Origin of the sequence: Cognaticolwellia beringensis (assembly GCF_002076895.1) — a bacterium.
Classification (GTDB): domain Bacteria; phylum Pseudomonadota; class Gammaproteobacteria; order Enterobacterales; family Alteromonadaceae; genus Cognaticolwellia; species Cognaticolwellia beringensis.
The window spans coordinates 729,272-746,526 of the sequence record NZ_CP020465.1 but is presented as its reverse complement, the minus strand read 5'-3'; the positions used below and the strand labels follow the sequence as shown (position 1 = coordinate 746,526).

The window sequence follows — 17,255 nt, the reverse complement described above, 5'->3', positions numbered from 1 at the left end:
TAATGCTTATTTAAGCAAAACTATCATGACTTTGATACTAGCGGTTTTTAGGTTTTGATAACAGTACTTGTCTTGATTTATTATTAACTTTACGGCGATAAAAAAAAGCGGCTGAGCCGCTTTATTTATAGTTTATTAATTTCTCGTGACACGGTAAATTCCGGCGAGGTAACGTAACGCTCAATAACTTGTAGCTCTAGCTCTAAAGTTTTGAATTTACGCCTAATATCATGAAATGCTTGTTTAGGTGGTTCGCCTGCTTGCCAAATACGCGACTTCACTTTAATCGATTCATTAGTGATATCTTCATCAGAATCATGTTGTTGTGAGCCTGCGTTTTTTTTAGCATGATATTGGCTGTCATGTGCAAAACTTCCCTTTGGGGCATTGCGGTTAACATGACCAATATTGGCAGGTTTTTTATCTAATATAAACCAAGCGGCGATATAGATAACAATAAACCAACCCATACCTAACAGCACACCAGAAACAACAAGTATACGCACCAACCATGATTCCCAACCAAAGTAATCGGCAATGCCTGCACAGACACCAGCTAACTTTCCTTGGCTCGTATTTCTATATAACTCACCTCGGGATTTGCTGGTCATAATTTATTTCTCCACTCCGGTGTTTCAGCATCCAAAATAGCTTCTAATGTCTTAATTCTATCTGCCATTTTATCGGCTAATTCAGACAACTCAGTCAGTTGAATATACTCTTCTTCACTGAAACCCTGACTAATTTGACGTTTACTACGGTAATGTAATATCAACCAAATCGGGGCCACGACTACCATAAATATAATTACTGGGGCGACGATAATCTCATCCACAATCTTTCTCCTTTAATTGCACCTAATTCAAGGTATGCGAAACGTATGATTATTTGTTTTGGGTTTCTGTTTTCATTTTAGCTTTTAATTTTGCTAATTCATCATCAACTTTCTCATCTGATGCTAAATCTGCAATTTCATCTGCTAAAGATTTACTGCCCATATCATATGATTCGACCTGTGCTTCAATATCATCAATTTTACGTTCGTAGCGATCGAAGCGACTTAAGGCGTCATTCACACGATCACTGTCAATGTTCTTTTTCACTTTTAAACGTGAGTTTGCCGTCTTTTCGCGCATAATGATTGCTTTTTGACGTGTCTTCGCATCTGCTAACTTATCTTGTAGCTGCGAAATTTCACTTTGCAGTTTAGCAATGTGTTCATCTACATGGCTTAACTCTTCACGCAAAGCTCCGGCACTTTCAACACATTTTTTCTTTTCCATCAATGCTGCACGCGCTAAATCTTCACGATCTTTGCTTAACGCTAGCTCAGCTTTTTCTTGCCATTGTGCTGCATCAGATTCAAATCGATTAGCTTGGCGCGCTAATTCTTTTTTATCCGCTAATGTTTTCGCTGATGAAGAACGCACTTCAACCAACGTGTCTTCCATTTCTTGTATGATTAAGCGCACCATTTTTGCAGGGTCTTCTGCTTTGTCTAATAAGTTGTTAATATTAGAATTAATGATATCTGTGAATCTCGAAAAAACACCCATAATTACTTCCTCATTCAAAAAATTACTTTAATTGTCTTAGGTTTTACTATTCACGTTCTGCGCCAAGTTTTTATAACACGGTAAGCATATAATTAATAACGCTTTATTATTAATTGAAAAAAGGCTTCTCTCTAAGCAGTTAATAAAATACACTATTTGTTAGTGAAAAAAACCAATTATTAGGTCTGTAAATGACACGTTTCAAACAACAAGATAATCTCATTGGTCAATCAAACAACTTTTTAGAGGTGCTTGAGCAAATTTCACAGATAGCGCCTTTAAGTAAACCTGTTCTCATCATTGGTGAACGTGGTACGGGTAAAGAGCTTGTTGCTGCACGTTTACATTATTTATCTAAACGCTGGGATCAGAATTATCTTAAGCTAAATTGTGCAGCGTTGAATGAGAACTTATTAGAAACTGAATTATTTGGTTACGACAGCGGAGCCTTTACTGGGGCAAGTAAGCGTCATGAAGGTCGCTTTGAACGCGCAGATAACGGTACATTATTTTTAGATGAAATAGCAAATACAACCGGGTTAATCCAGGAAAAGTTACTGCGAGTTGTAGAGTACGGTGAATTTGAACGCGTTGGTGGCTCAAGAACACTTAAAACCAACGCGCGTCTAGTCGCAGCTACTAACGAAGACCTCCCCTCAATGGCCGCTGCAGGCGAGTTTCGCGCTGACTTACTCGATAGATTGGCGTTTGATGTGATCACCCTGCCCCCATTACGCGAGCGTTTAGACGATATACTGGTATTAGCTGAGCATTTTGCTATTAATATGGCCCGTGAGCTTGAATTTGAACTTTTCAGTGGTTTTACTACAAAAGCGAAGCGTGATTTGCTGGAATATCATTGGCCGGGTAATATTCGTGAATTAAAAAATGTTGTTGAACGCAGTGTTTATCGCTGCAACAACCCTCATTTACCTGTGCATGAGTTAGTGATCGACCCATTTGAGTCACCCTACCGCCCCTCAAAACGTATAAAAACTCAAGATCGCATCATAAAACCTGCTGTAGTTTCAAGTGAAAGTACGGCTGAAACAGAGGTTAAAGTAGAACAAAAACTTAAGCCGCTGACTAAAACCTTGCAATTTCCGCTGTCTTTGAAAGATTTATCACAAAACTACGAAGTTGATTTGATCAAATCTGCTTTAGCTAATTGCCAATATAATCAAAAGAAAACCGCTGACGCCTTAGAATTAACCTATCATCAATTAAGAGGCTACTTAAAAAAATATAATCTACTCGATTCAAGTAGTGCAGACGAAGAATAAAGATTCGCTATGGCTTACCCTAAACTAACATATTATAAATATTTTGCGCTGTTAATCATGGTGTTATCTGGTTGCGACTCAAACGAATCACTTTCATTAAGCAAAAAAAGCATTATCTACTGTAGCGAAGGTCCTCCTGAAAGCTTTAACCCGCAGACGGTATCTTCGGGAACAACTATCGATGCAACGTCAAATCAGTTATATAATCGTTTAATCGAGTTTAACCCGACCGATAATTCGATCATTCCAGCTATTGCGAAGTCTTGGCATGTTACGCGCGATGGTAAAATGATAACTTTTTATCTCCGCAAAGATGTTCAGTTCCATCACACAAGCTACTTTATGCCAACACGAGCTCTTAATGCTGACGATGTGCTGTTTAGCTTCAATCGTATGCTAGATGAAAACCATGAATACCATCCAATATCTGGTGGTAAGTATCCATTTTTTCAAAATTCTCAGTTAGTTAATCTAATTAATAGCGTTGAAAAAATTAATGAACATACCGTACGCTTTCAACTCTCTCATTCTGACAGCTCATTTCTTGCAACTATTGGTGGCGATTCAGCTGTTATTTTATCAAAGGAATATGCTGAACAGCTAATTGCACTTAACGCGATGCAAGAAATAGATATGCTTCCTATTGGCACGGGCCCTTTTAAATTTAAACAGTATAGTGCCGGTTCTTTCATTCGTTATGAGCCTCATCCAGACTATTGGCGAGGCATGTCAGAGCTTAAACAACTCGTTTTTGATATAACCCCTCGCGACACAGGTCGTTTAACCAAGTTATTAGCCGGTGAATGTGATGTTATCGCCTACCCCATTGCACATAAAAAAATAGCACAGCATCCAAACCTCACCTTAGAGTCTGTTACTGCTTTTAATGTCGGCTATTTCGGCTTTAATACCAGTAAGGAACCATTTAATAATCCTTTAGTACGTAAAGCTTTATCTTACGCCATCAATAAACCAGCGATTCTAGAAGCTGTTTATACCGGGCAAGCGGAAATTGCAAATGGCCTGATCCCTAATTCTTCATGGGCTTACGATGCAACCATTCCTAGTCAAGTCTATTCAATAACTAAAGCGAAGGAGTTGTTAGTGCAAGCGGGATATAGCAATGGCTTTTCCATGGATTTATGGGCAATGCCCGTTCAGCGAGCCTATAACCCTGATGCCGTAACAATGGCAAAACTCATTCAGGCCGATTTACAAAAGATAGGGGTTAAGGTTGATATAGTATCCCATTATGAATGGACAACTTTTTTACGCAAAATTTCTGAAGGTGAACATCAAAGTGTGCTCTTAGGTTGGTCAGCTGATCACCCTGATCCAGACAACTTTTTTTCAACATTACTGAGTTGCTCTTCTGCCATTACCGGCAGTAATATAACGTTCTGGTGTAATGAAAAATTTGATCAACTCATTCAACGTGCGCTACAAACAAATAACATTAATAAACGTAAGGTATACTATTCTAAGGCTATAAAATTAATTAATGAAGAATTCCCTTTGATTCCTATAGCGCACTCTAAAAGATATCAAGCACGGGCAAATAATGTAAACGGTAGTCTGCTACGCGCAATTGGTGGTATTGATTTTAACGGGGTTACAAAAAACTAATATGCTTATATTTACCCTGCGTCGTTTTAATTTATTCATTTTTACTATGCTGTTATTGACTATATTGTCTTTTAGCTTAAGTTTTTTATTTCCTGGTGACCAACTCATTAACCTCACCGGCCAAATAAATGCCTCGCCTGAACAACTCGCTATTTTAGCTGATGAGTATCAACAGCAATCAGGATTACTAAGCCAATATTTCAGTTATCTCAACCATCTATTTCATGGTGAAATGGGCTATTCAATGGCCAGTCAATTGCCGATTGCCACTGAAGTACTGAATCGTTTACCCGCAACCATTGAATTGACCTCTGTGGCTTTACTCGTCGCAATGTTTTTTGGCATCCCCATAGGTTTTTGTGCCGCGATATATCATCGAAAACTACCTGATAATTTAATACTGGCCATTGCGATGATTGGCTATTCAATCCCTGTTTTTTGGTTAGGAATTCTCGCTATATTAGTGTTCTCTATTCAATTAGGCTGGTTTCCTTCTGCTGGTCAAATAAGCCTGCTATTTGAAATTCCACATGTTACGGGATTACAGTTAATTGATATTTTACTCAGTGATAGTCCTTATAAATGGCAAGCTTTCCAAGATGCTACTCGACACCTTATATTACCAGTCATTGTTGTGGCACTTGCCCCAGCTACCATTTTTATGCGTTTAGCGCGCACGGCAATGTTAGAGGTTTTAGACACCCATTACATTAAAGCGGCAAATGCAAAAGGCTTAACTTTTAGCCAAATTATTTATCGACATGCAATGCGTAATGCCGTTATTAAGGTTATTAGAGATGTAGGTTTGCAGTTTGCCAACCTGATTACTATTGCGATGGTGACTGAGGTTATTTTTAGTTGGCCAGGCATTGGACGCTGGTTAATCGAAAGTATATATCAACGAGACTATACCGCAATTCAAGGCGGACTTATTGTACTATCCACCTTTATATTTATCGTACATATAATTATTGATTTTGTTTATGCTGCGCTTAACCCTTTAGCTCGGGAGCCTCGTCATGGCAAGAGATAAAATATACCAAGAAGAAGAATTTCCAACGCCACTGATGCAATTGTGGCATAACTTCAAGCAACCTCCTGTGGTTTTGATCGGGTTTGGCTGTTTCCTGTTCCTTATTGTATTAGCGGTTTTAGCCAATATTATTACACCTTATTCTTCAGTGGAAAATCACTTAAATCACTTGCTACTGCCGCCAGCATGGAGCGATGAAGGTGATGTCAGTTTTTTACTCGGTACTGATAACCTTGGCCGCGATATGCTATCACGCTTAATTCATGGTACTTCTCTGACTTTTGGTTTAAGTATTATTGTCGTTATTGCCTCTTTAGCTATTGGTGTTGTTATCGGGTCATTATCGGCCTTAACTACCGGTATTAAATCGAGTTTTCTTAATCATTTTCTCGACGTTATATTGTCAATACCTTCCTTACTTTTAGCCATAATCATTGTCGCGATTCTCGGCCCAGGTCTAGAAAATACCTTATGGGCTATTATTATGGTGCTAATCCCACAATTTGTGCATATTACACGTAATGCAGTTAGAGAAGAGTTTGCTAAAGATTATGTGTTAGCATCACGCCTTGATGGTGCGAGCTCTATTAGAATTTTACGTTATTCTATTTTTCCTAATATAATCGAAAAATTGATCAGCCAAGCCACTCTTGCGCAATCAGCCGCTATTCTAGACATAGCTGCGCTAGGTTTTTTGGGCTTAGGCGCTCCTATTCCTATGCCTGAATGGGGTGCTATGTTAGCCAATGGTATTGATTTATTTTATATCGCGCCTTGGACCGTTTATTTGCCGGGTTTAGCTATTTTATTTTCGGTTGTCGCGACTAATTTAGTCGGTGAAGGCATGCGCCATGCGCTAAAAGTGCGCAAGGAAAACTAATGAACTTAATTGATATTCGTAACCTTTCTATTGAATTAAAAACAGGGGCAAAACCAATATTTGCCGTTGACCGTGTCAACCTCACTATGAAGGAAGGGGAAGTTCGCGGTTTAGTGGGAGAGTCTGGTTCAGGCAAGTCGTTGCTAGCACAAGCTATTGTTGGCGTACTTGACGAAAAATGGCGAGTTGACGCCGACCGATTTCATTGGCGAGGCAATGATCTAATGCGCTTATCACCAGCAGAGCGAAAAGCGATTATATCTAAAGACGTGGCGATGATATTCCAAGAGCCGATGGCTTGCTTAGATCCCACCACCACCATAGGTGAGCAATTAGAAGAAGCCGTTGATGTTGAGCAGTTAACTGGATTTTTTTGGCAGAAACGACAACAACGAAAACAAGCAGCCATCAATTTATTACATAAAGTGGGTATTAAACAACATGAAGTCTGTGTAAAAAGCTTTCCACATCAATTAACCGATGCGCTATGTCAACGTGTGATGATTGCCATGGCCCTTGCAAGACGCCCTATGTTGCTAATAGCTGATGAACCTACAGCAGCGATGGAAAGTACTAACCAAGGGCAAATATTTCGTCTGTTAGCGAGCTTAAACCAACTTAAAAACATGTCGATATTACTGATCAGCCATGATCTAGAGAATGTTACCCATTGGACGAACACTATTACGGTTATGTACAGTGGCCAATTTGTCGAGGCTGGCACCACAGAGCAAATATTTAATCAACCTTATCATCCATATACGCGTGCACTTGTCGATAGTAGCCCAAAAGCTAATAGAATGATCCCTAATAAATCTCGACTGATGACTTTGCCTGGTAGCATCCCTATTTTGCAACATCTCCCTATTGGTTGTCGGCTAGGTCCAAGGTGTCCTCGCGCACAAAAAAACTGCGTAGACGCACCTAAAATTAAAAACTATCATGGCCATCAAGTCAGTTGCCATTTCCCACTGAAGGATAGCTACTCGTGAGTAATGTTTTATTACAAGTATCCGAGCTAAGTAAAACTTACAAAGATAAAAATTTCTGGTTTAATCGTAAATGCGTTACGGCACTAGAGCCACTATCTTTTGATATTATGGCGCATAAAACCCTCGCTATAGTCGGCGAAACAGGCTCTGGTAAATCGACTGTAGCCAAATTATTGGTTGGTGCTGAAATGCCAACTACCGGCAATATTCGTTTAAATGGACAAACTTTAGAGCCAGGAAATTTCAAGCAGCGTTGCCAACATGTTCGCATGATTTTTCAAGACTCTGGCACTACATTAAACCCTAGCCTCACGATAGAACAGTTATTAGATGAGCCTTTAAGACTCAACACTAAGCTAGATGAAATAGAGCGTCATCAATTGATCCGAGAAACCTTACAAAAGGTCGGTTTATTGGCTGACCATATGAGCTTTTACCCCCATATGTTTTCTGGTGGTCAAAAACAACGTATTTCATTGGCGCGCGCAATAATATTAAAACCACAAGTGATTATTTTAGACGAAGCTTTAGCATCACTCGACCCATCTTTACGCTCTCAAATGATAAATCTATTACTCGATTTACAGCAACAAATGGGACTGGCATTCATATTAATTTCTCATAACCTTGGGATTGTTAGGCATTTCAGTGATGAAATGATGGTGTTAAGTAATGGTAAAGTATTAGAGTTTGGGAAAACTTCAGATATCTTGCAAAAGCCTGAACATAAGTACACCAAAAAGCTAATCATGAGCCAACGTTTTCAACTGCTTTATCGTTAGTTAAGCTTTTAGTCCGTTTATCACCAGTCAATTTGGCAAAATCAGCACTTGTTGAATAAAACCGGTATGTCGTTTATTGATGCTTCATTTAGTCCACACACCTTGAGCTGTATGTTACTGGCCTAAGGTTGGCGATATCAGCAGCTTATTGTCCAAGTCGCAGAAATCCACGCTAGACGACATTCAAGAGACCCTACCTTGTCTATTACCCGGTTTTCTACTTATTAAGTTTATGTCGCTGTCATTATTAATTTTAACCATTAAAAATCAGTAGTTAATTAATCAACTTGGTATTATTAGCATTTAACAATAGCCCTAAAAAAACCAGCAAGCGCTGGTTTTTATTTAATGGTGTAACTAACTCAATTTATCACTTCAAACCTGAAATAACGCTTCAATAGATAAGTTTTGTTGACTTAAAATATCACGTAATCGTTTCAGCGCTTCCACTTGAATTTGACGAACACGTTCGCGTGTTAAGCCAATTTCGACACCTACATCTTCTAATGTTGCCGCTTCATAACCTAGTAAGCCAAAACGTCTTGCCAACACTTCTCGTTGTTTAGAGTTAAGTTCATTCAGCCAATCTACAATACTGTGCTTAATATCATGGGTTTGTAACTTGGTTTCCGGACCACCGCCTTTCTCATCAGGAATAACATCTAATAAAACTTTTTCACCTTCACCGCCAAAGGGTGAATCTACTGAAGCAATACGTTCGTTTAAACGCAGCATTTTACTGACACTTTCTACGGGTACATCAAGTTCTAGAGCAATATCTTCTGCGGTAGGTTCATGATCAAGCTTTTGCACTAGCTCACGGGCTGTGCGTAGGTAAATATTAAGTTCTTTAACAACATGAATAGGTAATCGAATAGTGCGGGTTTGATTCATAATGGCACGTTCAATTGTTTGACGAATCCACCAAGTTGCGTAAGTAGAGAATCTAAAACCACGCTCAGGATCGAATTTTTCAACGGCGCGAATGAGGCCTAGGTTACCTTCTTCGATTAAATCTAATAACGGTAAACCACGATTATTGTAACGGCGAGCAATTTTTACCACTAAACGAAGATTACTTTCAATCATGCGTTTTCGAGAGCGTTCGTCACCTTTTAGGGCAAGGCGAGAAAAGTAGACTTCTTCTTCTGCGGTTAATAATGGTGAAAATCCGATTTCACTTAAATATATTTGTGTTGCATCTAAGCTAGAAGGCCCCTCTTCAGGCATTTCTGCCTTGGTGCTTTTTGGCTTTTCTTTTACTGCAACATCAGAACATGCTATTTGTTTTTTTATGCCCATGTTATATCTCCCGCTTTAGCTTCTGCTAAATTTACTGACTAATTTTTCAGATTGACCTCAATATATTTTTGATGAATTTTTATTATTATTTCGGCAAATACTTCATAGGATTAACTGATTTCCCGCGAAAGCGAACTTCAAAATGAAGCATGACTCTTTCAGCGTCAGTATTACCCATTCTAGCAATCACTTGACCGGCTTTAACAACTTGCTGCTCTTTGACAAGAATGCGATCGTTGTGGGCATAAGCACTAAGGTAGTCGTCATTATGTTTAACTATGACTAACTGGCCGTATCCCTGTAACGCATCACCGGCATAAACTACTTTGCCGTCTGCAGTTGCTTTGACCGAATCGCCGCGACGCCCCGCAATGTCGATTCCTTTATTTCCTTGCTTTGCGGAGGAAAAATTACGAATAATTTTACCTCTCGCAGGCCACTGCCATTCTCTTATTTTCTGTGAAAAAGCAGTGCTTTGTTGCTGAGCTTTGTTGGTTGATTTTCGCTCAACTACATTTACACCATACTCCTGCTTTTTCTTCTGTGCAATAGGTTTTGTTATAACTTTTTGTTTTGACGAGTTAAAGCTTTTACGCTTAGTAGTATTAGTACTAGGCTTGCTCGTATTTTTGGTTAAAAATAATTTTTGCTGCGGAAAAATATTGTAGGGCGCTTTGATATTATTAATGCTGGCTAAGGTACGTACATCGACATCTGCACGCCAGGCTATTGAATATAATGTTTCACCTTTTTTGACGATATACTCACTTCCACTAACGCTGTTTTTAAGCCTTTGGCTTAGAGGAAGTGAGCCTTGAACGTCGACAACAGGAGCAGGTTTACTACGACTAGAGCAGCCATTAATAGCGACTATCATTATTAACACTAATAAATTATTAGTGTTAAATAGTTGACCCTGCATCCATTTCGTCATATCTAACAAAACACCCTTTATCGTGTCGCAATATATGCAATAACAATAGCGCCAACAACAAGCCAACCTAAAACATCCACCCACTGTTTAAGCTTTTTCTCCATTGCCGCTCCACCCCAACGAATAATACCGGCAACCATGAAAAATCGCATTCCACGACCTATGGCTGACGCTAATAAAAACGGCAAAAATGCCATACTTAAAAAGCCAGCACTAACGGTAAATAACTTATAAGGTATTGGTGAGAAACCAGCAATAAATACCACCCAAACACCCCATTCACTAAACCACAACATGGCTTTATCAAAGCGTGCCTGATAACCAAATTCGGTAATTAAAGGTTGAATCCAAGGTTCGAACATCAGATAACCTAAGCCATAACCTACAATACCGCCCAGCACAGAAGCAATCGTCGTGATCGTCGCGAAACGCCATGCTTTATCGCGTTGTGCCATCACCATAGGCGCTAATAAAACGTCGGGAGGAATAGGGAAAAAAACCGATTCCGCAAACGTTAATACCGCCAAAATTCTGGGCGCAAACTTATGCTCTGCCCATTTAAGGGTCCATTCATATAATGCAGAAAATATTTTCACAAACTATCCTAAAGCGCCAGGTACCAGTGGAACAAATCGAACAGCTTCAATTTGCTGTTCTTTAAATTCATCACCATGACGGGTAATTAACTTCAATACTTGGCTTTGTTCGCCAACAGGAATGATCAAACGTCCACCATCAGCAAGCTGTTCGAGTAATGCCGGCGGCACCTCTGTAGGCGCTGCCGTTACAATAATGGCTTGAAATGGCGCTTTACTTTGCCAGCCTTGCCAGCCATCGCCGTGCTTCATTGCCACATTATGTAGATCCATCGTTCTCAACCTACGCTTTGCTTGCCATTGCAACGATTTTATCCGCTCAACTGAGAACACTTTAGCTGTTAACTGCGCCAAAATGGAGGTTTGATAACCTGAGCCCGTGCCTATTTCAAGAATACTATCAGGCACACCATCAGCCAGTAATAACTCAGACATTTTTGCGACAATATAGGGTTGTGAAATAGTTTGTCCTTGGCCAATCGGCAGTGCCGTATTGTCATAGGCTTTATGTGCTAATATTTCGGGCACAAATATATGGCGAGGAGAGCGTGCAATAGCTCTTAATACTTGTTGATTTTTGATGCCTTCAACCAGTAATTTTTGTGCCAGTAATTCCCCACTACGACTCGACTTTCCGCCGATATTACTGCCTACTCTGGCATTGATATTACTTTGTTTCATATTGAAAGTTCATTAATCCATTCTGTCATTTTTGCCAAGCTTTTATAAGCGGTCATGTCTATCGTTAATGGGGTAATTGATGCAAAACCATTGGCTATTGCATGAAAATCAGTACCTACGCCAGCATCAAGTTCTTGTCCTAATGGGCCATACCAATAAATATCACGTTGCCAAGGATCTTTCACCTTTTTCATCGTTTCGGCTTTGTGACGGTTACCTAAACGCGTGACTTGAATGCCTTTTAATTCATTAAGTGGTAAATCAGGTACGTTGATATTAATAATTTGATCGCTGGGCAATGGGTGCAACTTTAAGCGCTCAATAAATTTAGCGGTAACAACAGCGGCTGTTTGAAAATGTTTCGGGTCTGAAGACACTAACGAAACAGCTATGGCTGGCATGCCTAAATGACGACCTTCTGTAGCTGCGGCAACCGTGCCAGAATATATAGTATCGTCGCCTAAATTCGCCCCGTGATTTATACCAGCAACCACCAAATCAGGTTGCGGCTTCATTAACTGTGCAGCGCCTAAGTGAACTGCATCAGTGGGCGTGCCATTAACAGAAATAAAGCCATTTTCTAAGGTATGCGCTCGTAATGGATTTAACAACGTTAACGAGTTACTTGCGCCGCTGCAATTTCTATCTGGGGCGACTACGGTTACGTCAAAGACTTTTGCTAACTCATCAAAAAGTACTTTAATGCCATCAGCATGAACACCGTCATCGTTACTCAGTAATATTCTCATGTTCAGTTTTTTAGCTCCGCATTGATGTTTTTTGTTTCAGTACCAACTTCCACTGTATTATTTGAATCCGGGCTTGAGCCAACAGCAACGCGCTCTGTCATATCTGTATAATCGATTAACTCACGCATAATGGTGGTGGCATAGGCGCCAGCCGGTAAGAAAAATGACAAGGTCACAACATTGTTATCTACTTTAATGTCAGTGTCTTTAATAGTTAACCGAATACGGCGGCGTTCTTGTTTTAAACCAAAGCGGGGCAAACCTTCGCAAAATGCTTGTTGTTCATCGGCAATACTTTGCTCAAAAACGCGTGCATCGCCAGTGGTCATTAATTCGCCCGCGCCCCACATTGGCGCAGTAATATCCAAGTCGTGTTCGGCTAAGCGACTTGTTAAACTTTCATCAATAACATCAGCGAGAAATACAGACTGGGTACCCGCCAACATCAACACATCACCACTGACTAAGTTGTCGAATGTTTGTTGTTCGATACGTTGGCTGATCATTTCATTGAAAATTAATGACCGTGCGGCAGATAAATACATACCGCGCTTTTTCTTGTCTTTAACTTTTTGGCCTGAGAACAAACCTAAGGCTTTTTCGATGTTACCACCATTAATGCCAAAACGCTGTTCACCAAAGTAGTTCGGTACGCCAAAATTACTGATCACGTGCCAACGCCTAACGAGTTCGTCAATATCAGTGACATCACGTAAGGTAATTTCAAAACGATTACCGTCTAAACCACCAATGCGCAGCTTTTTGTTATGGCGTTTAGACGATAGCACCTCTACACCTTCGATATTTAGGTCACTTAAGTCATAACTTTGTTTGCCGGGAACATGCACACCAAACCATTGTTCAGTCACGGCGAAGCGATCTTTCAAACCCGCATAAGAAACTAAAGACTCTTTAACAGAAAAGTATTGCGCGAGTTGCTTGGCAACAAAAGCGGTATTAGCACCGGTTTTTCGAATATGAATGAACAGATGCTCACCTTCACCACAGGGTTCAAAGGGTATTTGTTCACAGACTTTAAAGTCTGAACGGTGACGACGCAACAAACCGGTAGATTTTGGTTTACCATATAAATAAGAGAACGCTGGTAAGGGTGACGGGCTTTGCTCAGGCTTTTTGTCTTGGTCTTTTTCTGTGACTTTTTCTTTTTCTTTAATTGGATTTATCGGTTCAGCGGTTAATGTTAAGTTGCTGTTATTTTCGGTTTTCATTAATAACACGACGGCATGTACCGACACACCTTCTTTGCGGCCAATGTAACCTAATTTTTCAGTCGTGGTTGCTTTGACATTAACCTGTTCAATATCGGCGTGTAAATCTTCAGCCAAACATTCACGCATAGCTAAAAGGTGCGGTGCTATTTTAGGGGCTTGCGCACAAACAGTAATATCAGCATTACCTAAACAAAAACCTCGGTCTTGCATTAATCCAACCACATGGCGTAACAAGATTCGGCTTGAAATATTTTCATATTCACCATCAGTATCGGGAAAATGATTACCAATATCCGCTAAACATAACGCGCCTAAAATTGCGTCACACAGAGCATGAATGGCAACATCACCGTCAGAATGCGCCACAAAGCCAAACTCATAAGGAATAGCAACACCGCCTAAAATTAATGGCCCTGCGCCGCCAAACTGATGAACGTCAAAACCGTGACCTATTCGCATATTGCCTCTGGTGATAAATTATTTTTTTGTTGATTTAGAATAAACTCGGCTAAGCATAAATCTTCTGGCTGAGTAATTTTTATGTTGTCACTACTGCCTTTCACCAATCCACTCGGGTACCCTAAAGCTTCCATCGCTGATGACTCATCAGTAATGCTTATATCGCGGGATAAAGCGGATGAAATAGCGGAGATTAGTTCTTGCGTTTTAAACATTTGCGGAGTCAGTGCATGCCACATTTGACTGCGTTCTAACGTTGTTTCTACCCGTTGTTCTGTATTGGCTTGTTTCATAGTATCGCGAACAGGAGATGCTAATAAGCCGCCATGATCGTGTTCAATACAATAGGTTATTAGTCGTGTTAAATCCTTGTGTTGAACACAAGGCCTTGCTGCATCATGCACCAACACCCATTGCTCTTTACTCAAATGCAAGTTTTTTAATCCCGCAAGTACAGAATCAACACGCTCTTTACCGCCGACGACACAGGTTACATTTTTATTATCGGCTAACCCAGTGCTAGGGTAGTATTCATCGTTTTCACCTATGGCAATAATGACATGAGAAATTGCACAGTGGCTAAGTAAACGCTGAACGGTGTGTTCTAAGATTGTTATATTATCAATGGTTAAATATTGCTTGGGACAAGCTGAACGCATGCGTTTACCAACACCTGCTGCAGGCACGACCACGGTAAAATGCCCAATTGTATTGTTCATTATCGCAATCGTTCCTTTTTGTCGGCATCGTCATCATTAGGAATAACACGGAAAAATGTTTCGCCCTCTTTGATCATTCCTAACTCATGCCTTGCACGTTCTTCAATAGCTTCAGTACCCGATTTTAAATCATCCGTATCGGCATAGAGTAGTTTATTACGTTGCTTAAGCTTATTATTATTGGCTAGTTGCCTTGTCACCTCTTCTTCTAGAGCTAGATAATCAGGCACACTGTTTTTACCAAACCAAAGTCGGTATTGTAAAAGTACAAGAAAAAGTATTAAAACTGCCGTGATCAGCCGCATAAAGTAACTAAAGTCGTTATCGAAGACGTAAATTGATACGCTATTATAAATGCGTACCGCCTGCTGTAAACACCCAACAAGATTTAAAATCAATTGTCAGGCAAATTTACCCTTGGTTGTTTGAAATTACGCCAGTTAATTGTGCAAGATAGCAGCAATTCGCGTAACGATGGCATGACTGGTTGAGATTTTCGGCTATTTTTCCAGCAATGGCCAGCACACGCTGCAGTCATTATTTTTTTAGTCGGCTTGAGCAAGTTGACACTATGGCGATTAACTTCACTCATTACCTCACGCTTAGCCAACTTACTTGTGCCATCAAGCGTATTGTTATCCGTTAAGGAAAACCAGCCATGAACGTTAGTTCGAAAACGTTGTTTCTCTATATCTATCCGATCGATACTATCAAGCACAATATGACTATTTAACGCTATAGGCACCACTAAGCCATGAACCAATGCTTGGCTTCTATACCATGAAATAACATTGTCATCGTACGCCGATAATTGGCTTATTGAAGGCTGCGTATTAACCTGCTTCGCTGACCAACTGGCATTTTGAATATCTAATTCAAGCGGTGTTTGTGCATTAAGAAGCGCAAACGCTGTACGTTTAACATAATGCGGTAAACTTTTAATCCGGCTTTGTAATCCTGCTAGTGATGAATATTCATTGCGGGCTAAGGTCATTAACTCTCGCTCATAAAGGGCATTACACAGTTCAGCAAAGTCTGATGACTGCTGCTCCGATTGCCATAATAATGATTGAGTGACCATGAATTTAACAACTGCTTTAATCAATGCCGATAATTTAAGCATACTCGATTGTTGTGTAAAGATAAAATAGCTCAACAATATTCTGTCTACCAATTTTAAATCTAACAATATTTATTAATCAGTTGAGCGACATTATCTAAGCTATTGGAATTACGTGAAGATAATACTAAGTAAGCCAATTATCTGTTCATTTTACTGGCTATAGCAATTTAAATTAAAGTTAAAATTAAAGTTACAGCGTTATATAATTTATAACAAAATCACCTCTGACTTAACTTTACCTCTTGTATTGACCATTTTTAATCATAAGAAAGTAGAGCTTTAAAATTTATTAAGTTGGTATTAAATGACTCCTAGCGTTGAATTGATCATTCCCTAAATCAGCCGAACAGATCGGCTAATTTATGTCACAAGCAAATGCCTCGTAAAGGTAATTCACATTGCGTTAATACGATTAAATAGTGAGTAACGATAGTTGAAACAACTAGCTCAGTTAGATAGTCGTAAACTCTAAGTTTTTTCTAGCCGCTAAAAAATGTGTTTAAATCATTATTTTTTTATAACTCAAGCAAGCATTTTCAAGTGTTTTCGGTATAATATAAAAAATAGTTTTCAGCAAGTTTTGGAGTAAAAATGAGCGTAATTGAAGTAAAACATCCCCTAATTAAACACAAACTCGGCATAATGCGTGAAGCCGATATAAGTACCAAGCGCTTTCGCGAACTTGCCTCTGAAGTGGGTTGCTTATTAACTTATGAAGCAACTAAAAACCTCGAATTAGAAACTAAAACCATAGATAGCTGGAATGGCGAAATTCAAGTCGAGCAAATTAAAGGTAAAAAAGTTACCGTTGTGCCTATTTTACGTGCGGGTTTGGGCATGATGGACGGTGTTTTAGAGCTTATTCCTAGCGCTCGTATTTCAGTTGTTGGCATGTACCGTAATGAAGAAACACTCGAACCTGTGTTTTACTTTGAAAAGTTAGCCGGACAAATTGAAGAGCGTCTAGCGCTTGTGATTGACCCAATGCTTGCCACTGGTGGCTCAATGGTAGCAACTATCGACTTATTAAAAGAACGCGGTTCAACAAATATCAAAGCGCTAGTTTTAGTGGCTGCGCCAGAAGGTATTGCAGCATTACAGAAAGCACATCCTGATGTTGATCTTTATACCGCCTCTGTCGATGACCGCTTAGATGACGCTGGTTATATATTGCCAGGTTTGGGGGATGCTGGAGATAAAATTTTCGGCACTAAATAGTAAATATATCTACGCCTGCATTTTGCAGTAGTTTGGAAATATTTCTGTCGCGATAAACACAGTAATAAATGTCTTAAAAGCACCACTATA

General features: G+C 39.7%; 19 protein-coding genes and 1 pseudogene. 7 read left to right on the top strand and 13 right to left on the bottom strand.

The features are described 5' to 3' along the window. Window positions 1-125: 125 nt before the first annotated feature. The 3 genes from pspC to pspA are packed head-to-tail and all read right to left on the bottom strand — an operon-like array spanning window position 126 to window position 1,556. Window positions 126-611, bottom strand: a complete 486-nt coding sequence (gene pspC / locus B5D82_RS03125) for an envelope stress response membrane protein PspC (RefSeq protein WP_081149175.1) — start codon at window positions 609-611, stop codon at window positions 126-128. Next, complete coding sequence (gene pspB, locus B5D82_RS03120; RefSeq protein WP_081149173.1) at window positions 608-835, bottom strand: envelope stress response membrane protein PspB; 228 nt, start codon at window positions 833-835, stop codon at window positions 608-610. Before pspB ends, pspC begins: the two co-directional genes overlap by 4 nt. 49 nt (window positions 836-884) lie before the next feature. Further along, complete coding sequence (gene pspA / locus B5D82_RS03115) at window positions 885-1,556, bottom strand: phage shock protein PspA (protein ID WP_081149172.1); 672 nt, start codon at window positions 1,554-1,556, stop codon at window positions 885-887. A 191-nt stretch (window positions 1,557-1,747) separates the two neighbouring features. Here pspA and pspF point away from each other — a divergent pair, with 191 nt between their 5' ends. The 6 genes from pspF to B5D82_RS03085 are packed head-to-tail and all read left to right on the top strand — an operon-like array spanning window position 1,748 to window position 8,152. Next, window positions 1,748-2,839 (top strand): phage shock protein operon transcriptional activator, encoded by a 1,092-nt coding sequence (gene pspF / locus B5D82_RS03110; protein ID WP_081149170.1) that lies wholly within the window; start codon window positions 1,748-1,750, stop codon window positions 2,837-2,839. 9 nt (window positions 2,840-2,848) lie between these two features. Then, window positions 2,849-4,465 carry an ABC transporter substrate-binding protein gene (locus B5D82_RS03105; RefSeq protein ID WP_081149168.1) on the top strand — a complete coding sequence of 539 codons (1,617 nt, stop codon included), beginning with the start codon at window positions 2,849-2,851 and terminating at the stop codon, window positions 4,463-4,465. Between the two features lies 1 nt (window position 4,466). After that, a complete protein-coding gene (locus tag B5D82_RS03100) occupies window positions 4,467-5,498 on the top strand; it encodes an ABC transporter permease (protein WP_081154267.1) in 1,032 nt (343 codons plus the stop codon). Beyond that, window positions 5,485-6,378 carry an ABC transporter permease subunit gene (locus B5D82_RS03095; RefSeq protein WP_081149166.1) on the top strand — a complete coding sequence of 298 codons (894 nt, stop codon included), beginning with the start codon at window positions 5,485-5,487 and terminating at the stop codon, window positions 6,376-6,378. Before B5D82_RS03100 ends, B5D82_RS03095 begins: the two co-directional genes overlap by 14 nt. After that, entirely contained in the window at window positions 6,378-7,370 is a 993-nt protein-coding gene (locus tag B5D82_RS03090) for a peptide ABC transporter ATP-binding protein (protein ID WP_081149164.1), read from the top strand. The genes B5D82_RS03095 and B5D82_RS03090 overlap by 1 nt, the downstream gene beginning before the upstream one ends. Beyond that, on the top strand, window positions 7,367-8,152 hold the full coding sequence (locus B5D82_RS03085) for a peptide ABC transporter ATP-binding protein (RefSeq protein ID WP_081149163.1): 786 nt from the start codon (window positions 7,367-7,369) through the stop codon (window positions 8,150-8,152). Before B5D82_RS03090 ends, B5D82_RS03085 begins: the two co-directional genes overlap by 4 nt. 375 nt (window positions 8,153-8,527) lie before the next feature. On the opposite strand, the gene rpoS is transcribed toward B5D82_RS03085, so the two are convergent. From rpoS to B5D82_RS03040, 10 genes and pseudogenes are all read right to left on the bottom strand, one after another. After that, complete coding sequence (gene rpoS / locus B5D82_RS03080; RefSeq protein WP_081149161.1) at window positions 8,528-9,454, bottom strand: RNA polymerase sigma factor RpoS; 927 nt, start codon at window positions 9,452-9,454, stop codon at window positions 8,528-8,530. Window positions 9,455-9,539: 85 nt separating this feature from the next. Continuing rightward, window positions 9,540-10,388: a peptidoglycan DD-metalloendopeptidase family protein gene (locus B5D82_RS03075; RefSeq protein WP_081149160.1), complete on the bottom strand. Its 849-nt coding sequence runs from the start codon at window positions 10,386-10,388 to the stop codon at window positions 9,540-9,542. Between the two features lie 17 nt (window positions 10,389-10,405). Then, window positions 10,406-10,984, bottom strand: a complete 579-nt coding sequence (locus B5D82_RS03070) for a YqaA family protein (protein WP_081149158.1) — start codon at window positions 10,982-10,984, stop codon at window positions 10,406-10,408. 3 nt (window positions 10,985-10,987) lie between these two features. Then, on the bottom strand, window positions 10,988-11,665 hold the full coding sequence (locus B5D82_RS03065; RefSeq protein ID WP_081149157.1) for a protein-L-isoaspartate(D-aspartate) O-methyltransferase: 678 nt from the start codon (window positions 11,663-11,665) through the stop codon (window positions 10,988-10,990). Further along, window positions 11,662-12,414, bottom strand: coding sequence for a 5'/3'-nucleotidase SurE (surE, locus tag B5D82_RS03060; protein ID WP_081149155.1), 753 nt, complete (start codon window positions 12,412-12,414; stop codon window positions 11,662-11,664). Before surE ends, B5D82_RS03065 begins: the two co-directional genes overlap by 4 nt. Before the next feature lie 2 nt (window positions 12,415-12,416). After that, window positions 12,417-13,643: a tRNA pseudouridine(13) synthase TruD gene (gene truD, locus B5D82_RS03055; protein ID WP_081154266.1), complete on the bottom strand. Its 1,227-nt coding sequence runs from the start codon at window positions 13,641-13,643 to the stop codon at window positions 12,417-12,419. After that, a pseudogene (gene ispF / locus B5D82_RS20045) lies at window positions 13,629-14,105 on the bottom strand (2-C-methyl-D-erythritol 2,4-cyclodiphosphate synthase); the annotation flags it as partial. The pseudogene ispF and the gene truD, both read right to left, overlap by 15 nt. Further along, window positions 14,096-14,824 carry a 2-C-methyl-D-erythritol 4-phosphate cytidylyltransferase gene (gene ispD / locus B5D82_RS03050; RefSeq protein ID WP_081149154.1) on the bottom strand — a complete coding sequence of 243 codons (729 nt, stop codon included), beginning with the start codon at window positions 14,822-14,824 and terminating at the stop codon, window positions 14,096-14,098. The gene ispD and the pseudogene ispF, both read right to left, overlap by 10 nt. Further along, the gene (gene ftsB, locus B5D82_RS03045) at window positions 14,824-15,129 is read right to left on the bottom strand and encodes a cell division protein FtsB (protein WP_081154264.1); all 306 of its coding nucleotides are present in this window, start codon (window positions 15,127-15,129) and stop codon (window positions 14,824-14,826) included. The genes ispD and ftsB overlap by 1 nt, the downstream gene beginning before the upstream one ends. A gap of 89 nt (window positions 15,130-15,218) precedes the next feature. After that, entirely contained in the window at window positions 15,219-15,947 is a 729-nt protein-coding gene (locus tag B5D82_RS03040) for a hypothetical protein (protein ID WP_245807545.1), read from the bottom strand. A gap of 591 nt (window positions 15,948-16,538) precedes the next feature. Between B5D82_RS03040 and upp the strand changes: the two genes are divergently transcribed. Then, window positions 16,539-17,165 (top strand): uracil phosphoribosyltransferase, encoded by a 627-nt coding sequence (gene upp, locus B5D82_RS03035; protein ID WP_081149152.1) that lies wholly within the window; start codon window positions 16,539-16,541, stop codon window positions 17,163-17,165. The last annotated feature ends 90 nt before the right edge of the window (window positions 17,166-17,255 follow it).

Coding starts and splice junctions, on each gene's coding strand:
- B5D82_RS03075 (WP_081149160.1), bottom strand. CDS start 10,388: ATGACGAAATGGATGCAGGGTCAACTATTTAACACTAATAATTTATTA.
- B5D82_RS03040 (WP_245807545.1), bottom strand. CDS start 15,947: ATGCTTAAATTATCGGCATTGATTAAAGCAGTTGTTAAATTCATGGTC.
- B5D82_RS03105 (WP_081149168.1), top strand. CDS start 2,849: ATGGCTTACCCTAAACTAACATATTATAAATATTTTGCGCTGTTAATC.
- upp (WP_081149152.1), top strand. CDS start 16,539: ATGAGCGTAATTGAAGTAAAACATCCCCTAATTAAACACAAACTCGGC.
- B5D82_RS03065 (WP_081149157.1), bottom strand. CDS start 11,665: ATGAAACAAAGTAATATCAATGCCAGAGTAGGCAGTAATATCGGCGGA.
- B5D82_RS03095 (WP_081149166.1), top strand. CDS start 5,485: ATGGCAAGAGATAAAATATACCAAGAAGAAGAATTTCCAACGCCACTG.
- pspA (WP_081149172.1), bottom strand. CDS start 1,556: ATGGGTGTTTTTTCGAGATTCACAGATATCATTAATTCTAATATTAAC.
- ftsB (WP_081154264.1), bottom strand. CDS start 15,129: ATGCGGCTGATCACGGCAGTTTTAATACTTTTTCTTGTACTTTTACAA.
- truD (WP_081154266.1), bottom strand. CDS start 13,643: ATGAAAACCGAAAATAACAGCAACTTAACATTAACCGCTGAACCGATA.
- ispD (WP_081149154.1), bottom strand. CDS start 14,824: ATGAACAATACAATTGGGCATTTTACCGTGGTCGTGCCTGCAGCAGGT.
- rpoS (WP_081149161.1), bottom strand. CDS start 9,454: ATGGGCATAAAAAAACAAATAGCATGTTCTGATGTTGCAGTAAAAGAA.
- surE (WP_081149155.1), bottom strand. CDS start 12,414: ATGAGAATATTACTGAGTAACGATGACGGTGTTCATGCTGATGGCATT.
- pspC (WP_081149175.1), bottom strand. CDS start 611: ATGACCAGCAAATCCCGAGGTGAGTTATATAGAAATACGAGCCAAGGA.
- pspF (WP_081149170.1), top strand. CDS start 1,748: ATGACACGTTTCAAACAACAAGATAATCTCATTGGTCAATCAAACAAC.
- B5D82_RS03100 (WP_081154267.1), top strand. CDS start 4,467: ATGCTTATATTTACCCTGCGTCGTTTTAATTTATTCATTTTTACTATG.
- B5D82_RS03090 (WP_081149164.1), top strand. CDS start 6,378: ATGAACTTAATTGATATTCGTAACCTTTCTATTGAATTAAAAACAGGG.